This window comes from Sorangium sp. So ce296 (assembly GCF_051529605.1).
Taxonomy (GTDB): Bacteria; Myxococcota_A; Polyangia; order Polyangiales; family Polyangiaceae; genus Sorangium; species Sorangium cellulosum_D.
Window position 1 is genome coordinate 10,592,675 of record NZ_CP150325.1, and the last position, 16,493, is coordinate 10,609,167.

At 73.3% G+C, this 16,493-nt stretch carries 8 protein-coding genes; 5 read left to right on the top strand and 3 right to left on the bottom strand.

Going from position 1 to position 16,493, the window contains the following annotated elements; translation table 11 throughout:
• Positions 1–216: 216 nt before the first annotated feature.
• The 5 genes from WME98_RS39355 (at position 217) to WME98_RS39375 (ending at position 9,139) form a co-directional block, all read left to right on the top strand.
• The gene (locus WME98_RS39355; protein WP_437946843.1) at positions 217–3,297 is read left to right on the top strand and encodes a DEAD/DEAH box helicase; all 3,081 of its coding nucleotides are present in this window, start codon (positions 217–219) and stop codon (positions 3,295–3,297) included.
• 207 nt (positions 3,298–3,504) lie between these two features.
• Positions 3,505–4,095, top strand: a complete 591-nt coding sequence (locus WME98_RS39360; protein WP_437946844.1) for a hypothetical protein — start codon at positions 3,505–3,507, stop codon at positions 4,093–4,095.
• 106 nt (positions 4,096–4,201) lie between these two features.
• On the top strand, positions 4,202–5,827 hold the full coding sequence (locus tag WME98_RS39365; RefSeq protein WP_437946845.1) for an SDR family NAD(P)-dependent oxidoreductase: 1,626 nt from the start codon (positions 4,202–4,204) through the stop codon (positions 5,825–5,827).
• A gap of 241 nt (positions 5,828–6,068) precedes the next feature.
• Positions 6,069–8,264 (top strand): cation:proton antiporter domain-containing protein, encoded by a 2,196-nt coding sequence (locus WME98_RS39370; RefSeq protein WP_437946846.1) that lies wholly within the window; start codon positions 6,069–6,071, stop codon positions 8,262–8,264.
• A gap of 5 nt (positions 8,265–8,269) precedes the next feature.
• Entirely contained in the window at positions 8,270–9,139 is an 870-nt protein-coding gene (locus WME98_RS39375) for a PTS sugar transporter subunit IIA (RefSeq protein ID WP_437946847.1), read from the top strand.
• Between the two features lie 49 nt (positions 9,140–9,188).
• Here WME98_RS39375 and WME98_RS39380 read toward each other — a convergent pair whose 3' ends face one another.
• The 3 genes from WME98_RS39380 to WME98_RS39390 are packed head-to-tail and all read right to left on the bottom strand — an operon-like array spanning position 9,189 to position 16,270.
• Positions 9,189–10,394: a hypothetical protein gene (locus tag WME98_RS39380; protein ID WP_437946848.1), complete on the bottom strand. Its 1,206-nt coding sequence runs from the start codon at positions 10,392–10,394 to the stop codon at positions 9,189–9,191.
• A 1-nt stretch (position 10,395) separates the two neighbouring features.
• A complete protein-coding gene (locus WME98_RS39385; protein WP_437946849.1) occupies positions 10,396–13,218 on the bottom strand; it encodes a TonB-dependent receptor domain-containing protein in 2,823 nt (940 codons plus the stop codon).
• 4 nt (positions 13,219–13,222) lie between these two features.
• Positions 13,223–16,270, bottom strand: coding sequence for an FHA domain-containing protein (locus tag WME98_RS39390; protein WP_437946850.1), 3,048 nt, complete (start codon positions 16,268–16,270; stop codon positions 13,223–13,225).
• Positions 16,271–16,493 lie beyond the last annotated feature (223 nt).

Below are 16,493 nucleotides of genomic sequence, written 5' to 3' on the forward strand. Positions count from 1 at the left end.
TCAAGCCGCGCGCGACGCGAATTCCTGCTACAGGAGCGCCCCGCGCTCGCCGGGCAAGCTCCTGGAACCTGGAAGACGGGGTGGCGGAAAAAGGCGCCTGAGCCTCTTCCCGTCCTCTCCGTCTTCCTGTGAACATTCTCAAGAAGTGGCGCCGGTCCCCGGAGAGCGCGCGAGCGCGCGCCTCGTCAGGGCAGGTGGTCGGCGCCTGGAGTCGCTGTGCAGGGTCTTCTCGAAGCCATCCGAAAAGCCTGTCTTCCGGGCCTCTGGTCCCAGGGCGTGAAGCTCGCCCGCGAGGGCGCCGCCTTCGGCCGGGAGGACCGCGGCGATGCCGTCGTGGTCCGCGTCAAGGCCGCCGGCCAGCCGGTCGCGCCCACCGTCACCCTCTACCCCGCGGACGCCGAGTGGACGTGCGACTGCGGCGGCAAAGTCGACCCCTGCGCCCACGCCGTGGCGGCGGCGATCGCGCTCTCGCAACCGGCGGCGCAGGGGCAGCCGGCCGCGCAGGGCCAGCCGGCCGCGCAGGGGCAGCCGGCCGCGCAGGGCCAGCCGGCCGCGCGGGGCGGCGCCGCCGCCGTGGCGACCCCGGCGGCGCGGCTGCGCTACCGGCTCCGGCGCAAGGGCCTCGTGCTCGCGCTCGAGCGGATGGTCGTCCACGCGAGCGGCGCCGAGGAGCCGCTCCGGATCTCGCTCGCCAGCCTCGCCGGGCGCGGCGTCAGGGCCCCGGCGGGGGCCGAGCGGCCCGGACCGAGGCTGCCCGAGCTCTACCCGACGCACGAGGACCTCGCGATCGATCGGCTCGTGGGCACCAAGCAGCACGGCTACTTCCCGTCGGATCGCCAGCCCGAGCTCTTCGCCGCGCTGGCCGGCGTCGCCGACGTGGAGCTCGACGGCGCGCCCATCCGCGTCTCCAGCGAGGCGATCGGCCCCCGCGCGGCGGTGCGCGATCAGGACGACGGCGTCGCGCTCGTCGTGGAGCGCGACCCGCGCGTCGACGAGGTGATCGCGTCGGGCGTCGTCCGGTGCGGCGGCACGCTGCACCTGCTCCGGGAGACGGACCTCACGGGCCCGAAGCTCGAGCGGCTGCCGCTCCGGCGGATCTTCTCGCGGGGCGACCTCGGCAAGCTGGTGACCCAGGTCCTGCCCGAGCTGACCAAGCGCGTCCCGGTCACCGTCCAGAGCCAGCGCCTGCCCCGCGCGGGCGGCGTGTCCAAGCCGCGGATCCTCCTCGAGCTCAGCCAGAAGGATCACACGCTCTCGGTCGTGCCCAGCCTCGTGTACGGCGACCCGCCCGAGGCGCGCATCGAGGGCGGCCGGCTCGTGCACCTGTCGGGCCCCGTGCCCGTCCGCGACGAGGCCGCGGAGCGCGAGCTGCTCATCCGGCTGCGCGACGAGCTGCACCTCATCCCGGGCCGCCGGGTCGACTTCGACGGCGCCGAGGCGATCCGCTTCGCCTCGCGCCTCGAGGCGTGGGACGCGCGCGCCTTCGCCGACGCGCGCGGGGAGCTCTTCGGCAAGGCCGAGCTCGTGCCGCGCTTCGTCATCGACGACCGCGCCTTCGACGTCGAGTTCGAGCTCTCGAGCGACCGCGAGGACGGGGCGGGCGAGGGCGCCGGCGCGCCGCCGAAGCGCGCGGACGCCGCGGCCGTGATCCGGGCGTGGCAGGACGGCCTGCCGCTCGTGCCGCTCCTCGGCGGCGGGTGGGCGCCGCTGCCCGCGGCGTGGCTCGAGAGGTACGGCGCGCGCGTCGCCGACCTGCTCGCGGCGCGGCGCGACGACAAGGAGGTGCCGCCCGCGGCGCTCCCGGCGCTGGCCGCCCTGTGCGACGAGATCGAGTACCCGCGCCCGTCCGGCTTCGACAAGCTCATGCCGCTGCTCGACGGCTTCGCGTCGCTCCCGGAGGCGCCGCTGCCGGCCGACCTGACGGCGACGCTGCGCCCGTACCAGCGCCGCGGCGTCGACTGGCTGTCGTTCCTGCGCGACGCCGGGCTCGGGGCGGTGCTCGCCGACGACATGGGCCTCGGCAAGACGCTGCAGACGCTCTGCGCGGTGCGCGGCCGGACGCTCGTCGTGTGCCCGCGCAGCGTCGTCCACAACTGGGCCGACGAGATCCGGCGGTTCCGCCCCGGCCTCAGGTTCGCGGTCTACCACGGCGCCCGGCGCGCGCTCGATCCCGCGGCCGACGTCACGCTGACGACCTACGCCGTGCTCCGCAACGACGTCGAGCTGCTCGCGGCGCAGGCGTGGGACATCGTGGTGCTGGACGAGGCGCAGGCGATCAAGAACCCCGACAGCCAGGCGGCGCGCGCGGCGTTCGCGCTGCGCGCCGAGCTGCGCGTGGCGCTGAGCGGCACGCCGGTCGAGAACCGGCTCGACGAGCTCTGGAGCCTGCTCCACTTCACGAACCGCGGCCTGCTCGGCGGGCGCAGCGCCTTCCAGGAGCGCTACGGGCGGCCGATCGCCGAGGGCGCGGCCGGCGTGGCGGCGGAGCTGAGGCAGAAGATCCGCCCCTTCGTGCTGCGGCGGCTGAAGCGCGAGGTGGCGCCCGAGCTGCCGCCGCGCTCGGAGATGGTGCTCTACTGCGAGCTCGAGGAGGCCGAGCGCGAGCTCTACGAGGCGGTGCGCGCGACCACGCGCAAGGACGTCGTGGAGCGGCTCGCGCAGGGGGCGAGCGTCATGGCGGCGCTGGAGGCGCTGCTCCGCCTGCGCCAGGCGGCCTGCCACCCGGCGCTGATCCCGGGGTCGGGCGCCGGCCCCGCGGAGGCGGGCGCGGCGCCCGCGGCGCGGGCCGCGCCCTCGTCCAAGGTGATGCGGCTGCTCGCGGCGCTGGAGGAGTGCGTGGCGGACGGCCACAAGGCGCTCGTCTTCTCGCAGTGGACCTCGCTGCTCGACCTCGTCGAGCCGCACCTCACCGAGGCGGGGATCCCGTGGAGCCGCCTCGACGGGGCGACGCGCGACCGCGCCGGCGTGGTCAACGCGTTCCAGTCGCCGGGCGGCCCGCCGGTGATGCTCATCTCGCTCAAGGCGGGCGGCACCGGCCTGAACCTGACCGCGGCGGACCACGTCTTCCTGCTCGATCCCTGGTGGAACCCGGCGGTCGAGGATCAGGCGGCGGACCGGGCCCACCGCATCGGGCAGCACCGCCCGGTGCTGGTCCACCGGCTCGTCGCGAAGGACACGGTGGAGGAGGGGATCCTCGCGCTGCAGGAGCGGAAGCGCGCGATCGCCGGGGCCGCGCTGGGCGAGGCGGACCGGGCGGTCGCGCTGACCCGGGAGGACCTGCTCGCGCTGCTGGGGTAGCGCGAGGCGAGATCGGGATCTGGGCGGCGCGCCGGGCGCGTCGGGATCTGAGCGGCACGCTGGGCGCGTCGGGATCTGAGCGGCGCGCTGGGCGCGTCGGGATCTGAGCGGCGCGCTGGGCGCGTCGGGATCTGAGCGGCGCGCTGGGCGCGCCCAGGCAGCGCCGCGCCGGCTTGCGGGGGTTGGGCCGTCATGGGATGAGCGGGCATGCCGCGAAGAGCCATCCTCCCCCTCGCCGCGCTGCTCACGTCGCTCGCTGCGTGCACCGTCAGCAGCCCGCGAGAGCCGGCGCCCGAGCCGCCGTCGCCGGCCTCGTCGCCCGCGGAGCGGCCGACGACGGCGGCTCCGACCCCGCCCGCGCCGGCGACGCAGGAGCCGACCGCGCAGGCGCCGACGACCGCGGCGCCGACCGCGCAGGAGCCCACGGCGCAGGCGCAGCCCACGACGGCGCCGACCGCGGGCCCTGGACCCGGGGACGACGCGCTGCTCGGCACGTGGAGGTCCGCGGCGTGCGGCTCCCGCAAATACGAGCGCGTGCTCTCCTTCGCGAAGGGCGGCAGCTTCACCGCGGAGGATCGCGTCTCGCCCTGTCCGCCGAAGGCGGCGTGCATCTGGTCGGGCATCATCCAGCGCCAGGGGGCGTTCAAGCGCTCGGGCGACAGCCTCTCCCTCTCGGTCGCCGAGGCCTCGAAGGGGCCGGGCGGCCAGCCGTTCCCGACCACGTTCGCCGTCGACGCCGCGACCGGCGCTCCCGTCGAGACCGGCGACGGCGGCAAGCCCTGCCCGTACAAGCGCTGATCCGCCGCGCGCGGCGTCGACGCCGCGATCCGCCGCGATCCGCCGCGACCGCTCGGCCGCCGCCGGTTCGCGCCTGCGCGCCTGCGTGCTATGCACCGCCGCTTCGATGAGCTCCGAGAGCGACGCCGCCGGCGCAGGCCGCCCGTTCACCGCCGCCGATCTCGACGCCTGCCTGCGGGTGCTCGAGTCCCTGGTCGACGACCGCGCGCAGCTCGCCTCGATCGGCGTCGAGGATCGCCGCCGGCTCCTCCTCGCCGCCGGCCGCGTCTCGCGCCCCGAGCGCGCCGAGCAGCGAGAGCTCGCCAGGGCGTTCCGCAAGGGCGATCGGCGCGCTCGGAGGTCCGCCGACACCGCGCTCCTCGACGCGGTCGGCATCCGCGCCGCCCGCCGCGAGCCCGTGTTCCGCACGCCGGACGCCCCCGCGCTGGCCGCGCCCGCCGCCTCCGCCGCGCCAGCCGTCCCCGCCCTGGCGTCCCCGCTCGCGCCGGCGCCGCCCCCCGCGGAGGAGCCCGCGCCGCCCCCCGTCGAGGAGGCCGCGCCGCCGGGCGAGCGCGGCGGGCCGGAGCTCGCGAAGCCGCGCAAGTGCTACGTCTGCAAGGCCGAGTTCCGCAAGGTGCACTTCTTCTACGATTCGATGTGCGGCCCCTGCGGCGACTTCAACTACCGCAAGCGCAGCCAGACCGCGCCGCTCGACGGCCGCGTCGCGCTGGTCACCGGCGCCCGCGTCAAGATCGGCTATCAGGCGGCGATCATGCTGCTGCGCGCCGGCGCGCGGGTGATCGTCACGACCCGCTTCCCGCACGACGCCGCCCGCCGCTACTCGTCCGAGGGCGACTTCGACGTCTGGGGCTCTCGGCTCGAGATCTACGGCCTCGACCTCCGCCACACGCCGAGCGTCGAGCGCTTCACGCGGCACCTCCTCCACACGCACGACCGGCTGGATTTCATCATCAACAACGCCTGTCAGACCGTGCGGCGCCCGCCGGGCTTCTACGCGCACCTCATCGAGGGCGAGACCGCGCCGGTCCACGCCCTGCCGGAGGTCGCGCGGCCGCTGCTCCAAGCGTACGACGGCCTCCGCGCGCGCGGCGAGCTCCCCCTCGTCGCCGGCGGCGACCCCGCCGCCGGCCTCCGCGCGCCGGCGCTGCTCTCTCAGATCCCCGCCCCGGGCGACGCGCCCCTCGACGACGTGCTCTTCCCCAGAGGGCGTTACGACGCGGACCTCCAGCAGGTCGACCTCCGGACGATGAACAGCTGGCGGCTGACCCTCGCCGAGGTCCCGACCGTCGAGCTGCTCGAGGTCCAGCTCGTGAACGCGGTCGCCCCGTTCGTGCTGAACTCCCGGCTGAAGCCGCTCATGCTGCGACAGCCGACGTTCGACAGGCACATCGTCAACGTCTCGGCGATGGAGGGGCAGTTCTACCGCCGCTACAAGACGGACAGGCACCCTCACACCAACATGGCCAAGGCCGCGCTCAACATGATGACGCGCACCTCCGCGCCCGACTACGCGAAGGACGGCATCTTCATGAACAGCGTCGACACCGGGTGGGTGACGGACGAGGACCCCGCGGCCCTCGCCGCCCGCAAGCTGGAGGAGCACGGCTTCCACCCGCCGCTCGACATCGTCGACGGCGCCGCCCGCATCTGCGACCCCATCTTCTCCGGGCTCCTCAGCGGCCAGCACGTCTACGGCCAGTTCCTCAAAGACTACATGCCGACCGACTGGTAGGCGCCGCCGCGCGCGGACGCCCCCGAAGGCGAGCAAACTCAGCAGCAGCTGCCGACGGGACGGAGCTTTCCCCGCGCGACGGACAGTCCCGCGCGCTCACGGGGTACGCACCTCCACCGACCGCACCGCCGCCGGTGCGTCAGAGCGAACTCTGCTTTGACGCCCTGCATCGTTGTCATTGACAGCCGAGGCGGCCCGCTGATAAGCGATCACTTAACACTTACCAGGAGGGAGCGCTCCCATGGAGATCCTGATCCACAACCCGCTGAGCCGCTTCCTCATCCAGGCGTTCTTGATCATCGCCTGCGCGCGGCTCGTGGGCATGGTCGCCCGCAGGCTGGAGCAGCCGATGGTCATCGCCGAGGTCACGGCGGGCATCCTGCTCGGCCCGTCGCTGTTCGGCTGGCTCTTTCCCGACGCGTCGGCGGTGCTGTTCGCCCAGGAGTCGCTGCCGCTCCTGAAGCTGGTGAGCGAGGTCGGCCTCATCGTCTTCATGTTCCTCATCGGGCTGGAGCTCGATCCGAAGCTCCTGCGCGGGCGCGGCCACGCCTCGGTCATCATCAGCCACACCAGCATCGTCGTGCCGTTCGCGCTGGGCGGCCTCCTCGCGCTGTACCTGTACCCCCGGCTCTCCCAGAGCTCCGTGCCGTTCATGTCGTTCACGCTGTTCATGGGCGTGGCCATGAGCATCACGGCCTTCCCGGTGCTCGCGCGCATCCTCACCGAGCGGCGCCTGCTGGGCACGAAGGTCGGCGCCCTCACGATCACGTGCGCCGCCGTCGACGACGTCACCGCCTGGTGCATCCTCGCGTTCGTCGTCTCGATCGCGCGCGCCACCGGGCTCGTGGGCGCCGTCTGGACCACCGTCCTCGCCGTCGCCTACATCGCCGGCATGATGTTCGTGGTCCGCCCCTTCCTGGCCCGGCTCGGCGAGCGCGGCTCCAGCAAGGAAGGGCTCTCGCAGGACCTCGTCGCCGTCACGCTCCTCCTGCTCATCGTCTCGAGCTGGACGACCGAGATGATCGGCATCCACCCGCTGTTCGGGGCCTTCATGCTCGGCGCGATCATGCCGAAGGGCACCGGCTTCGCGCACAGCCTGGCCGAGAAGCTCGAGGACTTCGCCGTCGTCTTCCTGCTCCCGCTCTTCTTCGCCTACAGCGGCCTGCGCACGCAGATCGGCCTGCTCAACTCGGCCGACGGCTGGATCATGTGCGGCCTCATCATCGTGGTCGCCTGCGCCGGCAAATTCGGCGGCAGCGCCGTGGCCGCCCGCCTCACCGGCCAGCGCTGGCGGGAGGCCAGCGCGCTCGGCATCCTCATGAACACCCGCGGCCTGATGGAGCTCATCGTCCTGAACCTCGGGCTCGATCTCGGCATCATCTCGCCCACGCTGTTCACGATGATGGTGCTCATGGCGCTGGTCACCACCTTCATGACCACGCCGCTCCTGCGCTGGATCTACCCGCCGGAGGAGCTCGCGAAGGAGCTCGCCGACGTCCCGGAGCGCACGCCCCTGCCCGTCGCGGCGGACGTGTTCACCGTGCTCATGTGCGTCTCCTACGAGCGCTCCGGCCCCGGCATGGTGACGCTCGCGAGCGCGCTCGCCGGCCACGGCCCCGAGGCGAGGCGCCTCTACGCCCTGCGCCTCATCCCGCCGACCGACCGCGGCTCGTTCTACCTCGACCAGGCGCCCGAGCGGCAGGGCGCGGCCGCGCTCGCGCCGCTGCTCTCGCGGGCCAAGGAGCTCGGCGCCGAGGTCCGGCCGCTCTCCTTCGTGTCGCCCAAGCCGAGCCACGACATCTGCAACGTCGCCGACGTGAAGCAGGCCGACCTCGTGCTGGTCGGCTGGCACAAGCCGCTGCTCAGCCAGACCGTGCTCGGCGGCACCGTCTACGAGGTCATGCGCGGCGCCCGCACCGACGTCGGCGTGCTCATCGATCGCGGGCTCACCGCGGTCCGCAAGCTGCTCGTGCCGTTCCACGGCACGGCGCACGACAAGGCGGCGCTCGCGCTCGCCCGCAGGCTCGCCCAGCAGGTCGGCGCCGACGTCACCATCCTCCACGTGGTCAAGCCGAAGCGCGCGTCCAGCGACGCGCTCGGCGCGCAGGACGCGGTCGACGAGGTGTTCGAGGGCGAGGAGGGCGGCTCGCTGCGCAAGGCCAAGGTGGTGCTCAAGGTGGTCGAGCACGACTCCCCCGCGGACGCGGCCCTCGAGGAGTCGAAGCGCGGCTACGATCTCGTCCTCGTCGGCGTCGGGGCCGAGTGGGGCCTCGCGCAGCGCCGCTTCGGCATCCGCGCCGAGGACGTCATCCAGGGGTGCCCGACCTCGCTGCTCGTCGTGCGCAGCTACGAGCCCGCCGCCGCCCGCGCCCCGGCCCCGGCGCCCTCCGCGCCGATCCTCTCGGCCGCCCTCGCGGGCGAGCCCGATCGCTCCTGAGCCCCATGCCGGCCGTCTCCGACGCCGAGAGCGCCTCGAGGGCGCGGGCGCTCGCCGAGTTCGGGGCCGCGCTGCGGCTCCTCCGCGTCGAGGCGGGCCTCAGCCTGCGCGCCCTCGCGCACCGCATCGGCGTCTCCAGCGCCTACCTGAGCCGCGTCGAGCACGGGCACGACGCCATCCCCACGCCCGACCGGCTCACCGCGATCGCGAGCGCGCTCGAGCTGCCGCCGGCGGTGCTCCTCGAGCTCGGCCGCCAGGTCGAGCCGCTCGTCTCGCGCTACCTCGAGCGCGTCCCCGCGGCGAACGCGCTCTTCCTCGAGCTCGCGCGCCGCAACCTCAGCGGCCCGCAGCTCGCGCGGATCAAGGCGTTCGTCGACGCCGAGTTCCCGGTGAGCGCGCCGTTCGGCGTCTCGCCCGCGCGGCGGCTCAGCGGGCTGCTCACGCCCGAGCGCATCGTGCTGCACCTCTCGTGCGCGCACATCGAGGACGTCATCGACGTCGCGGCGTCCCGGCTCGCGCCCCCCGGCGGCGCGCTGGCCGCGAGCGCGCTCGCCCAGGAGATCCTGCGGCGCGAGCGCGAGTCGCCCACCGTGCTCGGCAACGGGGTCGCGGTCCCGCACGCGATCGTCGCCGGCGCCTGCCCCGCGGCCGTGATCGCGACGCTGGCCGAGCCGCTCGCGGTGCCGACGCCGGGCGGCGCCCCGCTCCGGCTGCTCGTCGTCCTCGTCTGCGGCGAGGGCGGCCGCGCGCACCTCGAGCTGCTCGCCCAGGTCGCCCGGCTCGCCAGCCACAACGCCGCCGACGCGCTGTGCGCCGCGCGCGGCCCCGAGCAGCTCATCGAGCAGCTCTCGCAGATCGAGGCCGGCTGCGGGTGACGCCGCTGGCCCCGCGGCGTCACGCGTCGTCACGCCGTGAGGCCCGCCGTCACTTCACGCGCACGAGGCGCTGCACGACCGACGAGCCGCCGCGCGCGTCGCGGAGGACCGCGGTGATCGTGGCGATGCCCGGCTCGGACGGCGGGATCCACGTCACGGCGTGGTCGCCGAGGTACCCCTTGGCCGCGTCGCTCACGAGCTTGATGCCCCCGTCGAGGTCGCCCATGTCGGCGAAGTAGTTGACCCAGACGATCTCCTTCAGCGCCTTCTGCTTCGCGTCGGGGTCGTCCTCCGCCACCTTGGGCGGGATGATCGCGTCGATCGCGTGGGTGGTGCAGGCGGTGAACGGATCCTCCGCGCTGCACCCCGTGTCGCGCCGCTCATCGCGGTCGATGGGGCAGCGCTCCACCGTCGGGATCGCGGCGAAGTCCTCCGACATCTCGTCGCCGTCGAAGGTGAGCCCCTGCATCTCCGGGTTCTTGTTCGCGCGGCTGTCCTCGAAGACGTAGACCTGCGTGTAGCCGGGCACGAAGCTGTCCGGGCCGAGCCTCCGCCCGTCGGCGTCGAAGCAGGCCACGGGGAAGGTCCCGGCGCGCCCGGTGCCCTGGTCCTCCACCGCGCCGAGCTGCCCGGTGCAGGCGACGAAGAAGACGTAGGCGCTCCCGAATCGCGGGCCCCCCGTGGCGGGCGCCTCGCGCCCCTCGAGGATCTTGTCGCTGATGGTGATCGTGTACGTGTCGCTGAAGATGCCGATGGGCACGCCGTTGAGCTCGGGCAGCGGGGCGTTCGGGTTGGTCTCGAGCTGTTCTGCCCATGCAGCGATCTTCGGGGCGAGCTCCGCGAGCTGCGGGTAGCAGCCGTAGTAGTCGTCGCCGACCGGGTTCTCGCACCCGCCGAACCAGTAGACCGAGACCGGCCGCGACCCCTCCTCGGGGCCGCCGAGGCCGTCCTGGTAGTGGATCTTGAAGGTGACCTGAGCGCCGGGGTAGGCGTACGAAGAGCTCGCGTCCGGGTGCGCTTCGGTCGGGGCGACGTCGGCGACCACGGCGAAGACGCGGAGGCCGTTCACGAGGCTCGGCGGGTCGAAGCCCGCGACGCACCCGGAGGAGATCGCCGGCGCGGCGAGCGCGCTCAGCGCGAGCGTCCCGAGCACCGCGCGCCGCCACCTGCGCCCTCGGCCCGCGCCGGCGTTTTTTGACGTGCCGCACGTGCCGCCCGCGCCGCCCGCGCCGCTCATCGCCCGCGTCGATCGCATCTCAGAACTCTCCTCGCAGCCCGAAGCTCGGCAGGATGGGCAACCCCGTGACGTACTGGCGGGCGGTGTAGTTGTAGTTGTACTGAATCGCCTCGCTGTTCCCGTTGTTGTAGACGTTCTGCACGTCGAGGTAGGCCGAGAGCTGCCAGCGCTTGAACTTCCACGACTTGTCGAGGCGCAGGTCCAGCTGGTGGAACGGCGGGAGCCGCTCGCTGCTCGGGCCGGAGAACGGGATCGGCGTATAGGTCCCGGTGGGCGCGTAGAAGAGCGCGTTGGTGCGGTACGCGTCGCAGCTCAGCTCGTTGACGTTGCACACGTTGGGCGTGACCAGGTTGCCGGACACCAGGCGGAACCGCGCGCCGAACTCCCAGCCGTCGCCGAGGCGGTAGCTGCCCAGCACCGTCAGGATGTGCGTCTGATCGAACGAGACGAGCCGCTCCGGCTCGCCGAGCCCGGGCACCCGCGTGCTGCGCGACAGCGTGTACGCGGCCCAGCCGAAGAAGCGATCGTCGGGCTTGTACTTGAGCAGGAACTCGCCCCCGATCACCCTGCCGGACCCGGCGTTCTGGTAGTCGAGCTGGATCGAGCCGGGGCGGTTCACGCCGACGACGAGCGCGTCGAGCTGCTTGTAGAACCCCTCGGCCGACGCCTCGATGTGCCGGGTGATCTCCTGCTCGACGCCGGCCGCGTAGTGCAGCGCCCGGGTCGACTTCAGGCCCGGGTTGCCGAGCGGCGGGATCACCTCCTGGAACTGCGGCGGCTGGTGGAACACGCCGACGCCGCCCTTCACCGTCGTCCGCGGGAACCCCTGGACCACGTCGACGCGCCCGTTCACGCGCGGGCTCACGGTGAGCTGCTCGTTGAGGTCCTGGTAGTCGAGGCGCACGCCCGGGACGATCTTCGCCTGGGGGCTCGGGGCGAACTCGAGCTCGACGTAGCCCGCGGGGTAGAAGAAGCTGCCGTCGCGCGAGACCTCCTGGAGGGAGCGCGTCGAGAACGGCTGGTTCGGCGGCTCGCCGGGGCGGTTCGGCGCGGGGGCGCGGAGGTTCACCGCGTAGAGGCCGGCGAAGACGTCGACCCCCGCGTTGAGGACCGCGCCCTTGGACAGCCGCCGCGCGTACTCGAGGCGGCCGGAGAGCGTCTTGAGATCGAGCTGGAAGTAGATCGGCCCGACCCCGAAATCGGCGTCGTCGCGCGCGATCGCGAGCACGGCGTCGAGCCGATCGCGATCGGTGAGCTCGTGATCGTAGCGGAGCTGCAGGCGCTGAAACGCGGTGTGCAGCCCGACGTTGCCCGAGAGGGCCGGCTCGTTGGGCGCCGGGTCGCTGAGGAGCAGCTCGAGGGCGTCGTCCGAGCCGAAGAAGGTGAGGCGGAGGCGCGACGAGGGCGTCGGCTCGGTCTCGAGGAGGGCCTGGTAGTCGTAGTAGACGGGCGCCTGCGTCACCCCCGCGCCCGCGGCCTCGAGCACCGGGCCGAACGACTCGCCGATGTAGCTCCGCCGGCCCGCCACCATGAAGCGCGTGTTCTTGAGGAACGGCACGGGCCCCTCGAGCAGGACGCGCGCGTCGATGAGGTCCATCTGCGCGAGGCCGTGGAGCTCGCCGTCCTCCTTCGGCGAGCGCAGGGCGACGTCGACGATGCCGCCCTGCACGCGGCCGTACTTCGCGCTGAAGTTGCCGGGGTAGAAGTCGATCTTCTCCAGCATCTCGGTCGGCACGACCGAGGAGAGGCCGCCGAAGTGGTAGATGAGCGGCACCTGCGTGCCGTCGACGAAGGTCTGCGTGTCCTGCGGGCCCGAGCCGCGCACGATCAGCAGGCCGGCGAGGGTGGGCGGGCGCGCCACGCCCGGCAGGTTCTGGAGCGAGCGCAGCGCGTCGCCGTTCGTGCCGGGGATGCGGTTGATCTCGCGCTGCTCCAGCGTGCGCTTCGTGACCTCGCGCGGCGGCCTGTCGCCGCGGACGGTGACCTCGAGGCCCTCGCCGCGGGGCAGGAGGCGGTACTTCACCTCGAGCTGCTCGCCCGCGGCGATCTCCTCCTCGACCGAGAGCGGCTCGAAGCCGGGCGCGGCGACGGTGACCTGGTAGCGCCCGGGCGGCAGATCGACGAAGACGAAGCCGCCGCCCTCGTCGGTCGTGCGCTCCGGCGGCGCGGCGCCCGCGCCGGCGACGCGCGCGACCGACACGGTGGCGCCGGCGAGCGGGACGTCGCCGCCGCTGGCGAGCACGGTGCCGCGGAGGTTCTCGGCGGGCCTCTCCTGCTCGCCGGCGGCCGGCGGCGGCGCGGCCGTCTTCAGGGTGAACGAGTAGCGGTACAGGATGCGGGCCGCGGCGGGCGTGCCGTCGGCGCGGCGGGCGGGCTCGAACTCGAGCTTCTGGGCCGCGGCGACCGCCGCCTCGTCGAACCCGTGCCCCGCGCTCTCGACGACGACCGCCTGCTTCACGCGCCCGTTGCGATCGATGTCGAGCTGCAGGGTCACCGACCCTTCGAGCCCCTGCTTCTCGGCCTCGGGCGGGTACGCCGGGGGCGTGTAGTTGAGCGCCCGCGGCGGCGTCGCCCGCCCCGCCGGCGCGGCCGTGGGGGCGGCCGGCGTGACGATCGCGCCGCCTTCGCCGCGGGGCACGCTCGTCGGGCCCTCGGGCGCCTGCGGCTCGCCTTGGCCCTGCTGGCCTTGCTGCTGCTCCTGCTGCTGCGCGCGCGCCGCGGCCGGCGAGAGCGCGGCGAGCGCGAGCGAGAGCAGCGCCGCGGCGCGCGGCCCTCGCGGGCGCGCGCCCGGGAGCGGGCCATCGACATCGGTGCGGGCGGGGGCCGGCTCCTGCTTCGTCACGAGATCACACCGGGTCGCGCCGCTTGAGCACCGCGCAGAGCGTGACGAGGATGATGACGGTCATCCCGGCGAGGACCGCGAAGGGGATCCAGGTCTGATCGTACGTGGTGAAGCCCCACGCGCCCGCGTAGTTGTCGGCGGCCATCTGCGCGATGGAGCACTTGAACTTGCCGCCCTCGATGAAGTCCGCGGGGCTCGAGTCCGTGCGGTGCAGATCGATGACCCAGGCCGGGTCCTCCGCGACGGCGAGCCGCTCCGGCGCGATCGCGCCCTCGAAGCCCCAGCGCGCCGGGATGATGTACATGAGCGGCCGGAGGTGCGGCACGGTCGTCATCGGGACCATGAGCCCGCCGAGGACGACCTGCGGGATGAGCGCGATCGGCGTGAGCGCCATGGCCGCCTCGGACGAGGCGACCACCGTCGAGAGGAGGAGCCCCAGCGCGACGGCGCTGAGCGAGGTGGCGGTCAGCGCGGCGAGCTGCATGGCGAACGCCTGCGCGCCGCCGTGGAAGCCGAGGGCGAAGAACACGATCGCGAGCAGGATCGTGCACTGGACGAGGCAGAACCCGGCGAGCAGCAGGTACTTGGAGAGCACGTAGTTGACGAGCCCCAGGTTGACCATGCGCTCGCGGAGGTAGATGGCCCGCTCGCTGACGATCTCGCGCGCCGCGTTCGAGGTCCCGAACCAGACCGCGGCGACGACGAGGAAGAAGATCGCCGCGGTGTGATCGGTGGTGACCTCCATCCCCTTGAGGATGTCGGTGCTCTGATCCGCGCCGCCGGCGCGTCGGCCGAGCTCCTGGAGGGCGCCGAGGCACCACGCCGGGATCGCCTTCTCCTGCCCGCCGAACACGATCGCGAGCAGGATGCCGATGATCGGGGCCTGGAGGAGCATGATCAGGGTGCCGCCGATGTCGCGCTTCTTCACCTTGAAGTAGCGCGACAGGAGCAGGCCGAGCTGCCCCTTGGTCGTGGCGCGGCCGGCCGGGATGCCGCGCTGCCCCTGCCCGGTGCCGATCTCCCGCCGGCCGGAGTACATCCGCCGGTACGTCGGGTTCCCGTCGCTGAAGAACTCCTTGCGCCACTCGAGGGCCGCGAGCCGCCTCGCCTCGCCGCGCGACGCGTTCGGGTCCCGCGCGCGGAGCTGATCGAAGATGGGGCGCTCGCGGAGGGCGAGCATCTCGAACATGTCGCGCGGGTTGTCGACGTCGTTGGGCTGGCCGTGCCGCTCCTTCCAGCTGCCGAAGAAGCGGTACGCGTCGGGCCGGGTCGGCCCGAAGAACATCGGGATGCCGCCGTAGCCGAGGATGAGCGCGTGGCTGAACTTCTCGAACTCGTCCTTCGCCGGCTGGTGGATCGTCATGATGATCGTCTTGCCGGTGGCCTTGGTGAGGTCGTGCAGCAGGCTGATCAGCGCGGTCGTGTCGTCGGCGGCGAGGCCCGAGGTCGGCTCGTCGAGGAAGAGGATGACGGGGTCGGTGACGAGCTCGAGCGCGATGTTGACGCGCTTGCGCTGCCCGCCCGAGAGGATCTTGTTCTCGGGCTTGCCGATCTGGAGGTTCTTGACGCCCTCCAGGCCGAGGTCCTTGATGGTCTGCTCGACGCGCGCGTCGATCTCGGCCTCGGTGTAGTCGGGCGGGAGTCGGAACTTCGCGCTGTAGCGGACGGCCTCGAAGACGGTGAGCTCCGGGTGGACGAGGTCGTCCTGCGGCACGTAGCCGATGGAGCCGCGGAGCGTGTCGTAGATGTTGTAGAGGTCCTCGCCGTTGATGCGGACGACGCCGCTCGTCGGCGGCAGGTAGCCGTTCAGGGTGAGCAGGAGCGTCGTCTTGCCGGCGCCCGACGGCCCCATGAGCGCGATCATGTCGCCCGGCAACGCCTTGAACGACACGTTGTCGAGGAGCGTCTTCTGCTCCTGGGGGTTGTCCCGGTCGGGGACCTGGAGGACGAGGCTCCACGCCTCGATCTCGTAGAGCGGGCGCCCTGCCCACCGGTCGGCGGCGTACTCTTCCTGGACGACCTCGACCGCGCCCGCGCCCCCCATCTCGATCTGGAGGGGCATCGGCCCGATGTAGATCTTCTCGCCGCTCTGGACGGCGATCTTCTGGCCGGGCGCGATGCGGTTGCCGCGGACGTAGGTGCCGTTGGCGCTGCCGCGATCCTCGACGTAGAGCTGCCCGTTGATCGAGTGGAGGAGGGCGTGGTGGCTCGACACCTGGGGGTGGGCGAGCACGATGTCGTTGTCGGGGGTGCGGCCGATCTTCTTGACGTTCGGCCCGCCGCCGGAGAAGTCGAGCTGGCCGAGGACCGTCTTGTTCTTCCTGCCGGGCGCGCCCGCGGCGGGCCCGGACGACGCCGCGTGCGCGGGCGGCGGCGCGTAGCCGGAGGCGGCGGGCTGCGGCGGCGGCGCGTAGCCGGCCTGCGGCGGCGTGTAGCTGACGGCGGCGGGCTGCGGCGGCAGGGCGCTCGCGCCGGGCGCGGCGGGCAGCGACGACTGCCGGGCCGCCTGGGCGAGCTGCACGAGCAGGCTGACCTGGACCGGGACGGGCCCGAAGGCGACGGCGCCCTGCGGATCGATGGGCGTCGGCGCGCCGGGGGCGATGCGCTGCGCGCCCACGTAGGTGCCGCTCGTCGAGTTGTGGTCGATGACCATCATGCGATCGAGCGTGACGGTGGCGTGCTGGCTCGAGACGCTCGGGTGCTGGAGCACCAGGGAGGCGCGCGTGGGGTCTCGCCCGATCACGACCTGGCCGGGCGCGGGCGCGAGCTGGCCGGGCGACGCCATCATCAGCGTGATCGCCGGGTGATTGAGCGGGACCGGCGCCTGCGCGACGACGAACTGGGTGCGGAAGTCGAACGGGACCTGCTCGCCGGGCGCGAGGGGCCGCCCGTTGGCCGACGCGGGCCCTTGGCCGCAGAGGAAGAGCAGTTTGCCGCCGCCCTGGTGGACGATGCGCGCGTGCTCGGGCAGGACGCCGGGAGCGACGAGCACCACATCGCAGGTGGGGGCGCTGCCGATCGTGATGCTTTGTTTACCTAGCCCCGGGATCATGCGGGCCGCGTTTCACCACAGGCGGTTGGGGAGAGCAAGGAAAGAGGCGCGTGCTGCGGCCGTCGCTCGCCGCGACGCTGCTCGCGGCCGGGTGCGTGAGTGGGGAGCGCGTGGCTTTCGTCGCGCGGTGTGGGGCGTGTGGAGCGGCGGGAGGTCTTCGTCGCTGGACGAACAGGGCTTCAGCGCGGCGCGTGGCGGCGGCCGGGAGCCGTGCGGCTCAGCG

Bases quoted from the DNA above. Each gene is read 5' to 3' on its own strand.
- WME98_RS39375 (WP_437946847.1), top strand. From the start codon at position 8,270: ATGCCGGCCGTCTCCGACGCCGAGAGCGCCTCGAGGGCGCGGGCGCTC.
- WME98_RS39380 (WP_437946848.1), bottom strand. From the start codon at position 10,394: ATGCGATCGACGCGGGCGATGAGCGGCGCGGGCGGCGCGGGCGGCACG.
- WME98_RS39370 (WP_437946846.1), top strand. From the start codon at position 6,069: ATGGAGATCCTGATCCACAACCCGCTGAGCCGCTTCCTCATCCAGGCG.
- WME98_RS39365 (WP_437946845.1), top strand. From the start codon at position 4,202: ATGAGCTCCGAGAGCGACGCCGCCGGCGCAGGCCGCCCGTTCACCGCC.
- WME98_RS39390 (WP_437946850.1), bottom strand. From the start codon at position 16,270: ATGATCCCGGGGCTAGGTAAACAAAGCATCACGATCGGCAGCGCCCCC.
- WME98_RS39360 (WP_437946844.1), top strand. From the start codon at position 3,505: ATGCCGCGAAGAGCCATCCTCCCCCTCGCCGCGCTGCTCACGTCGCTC.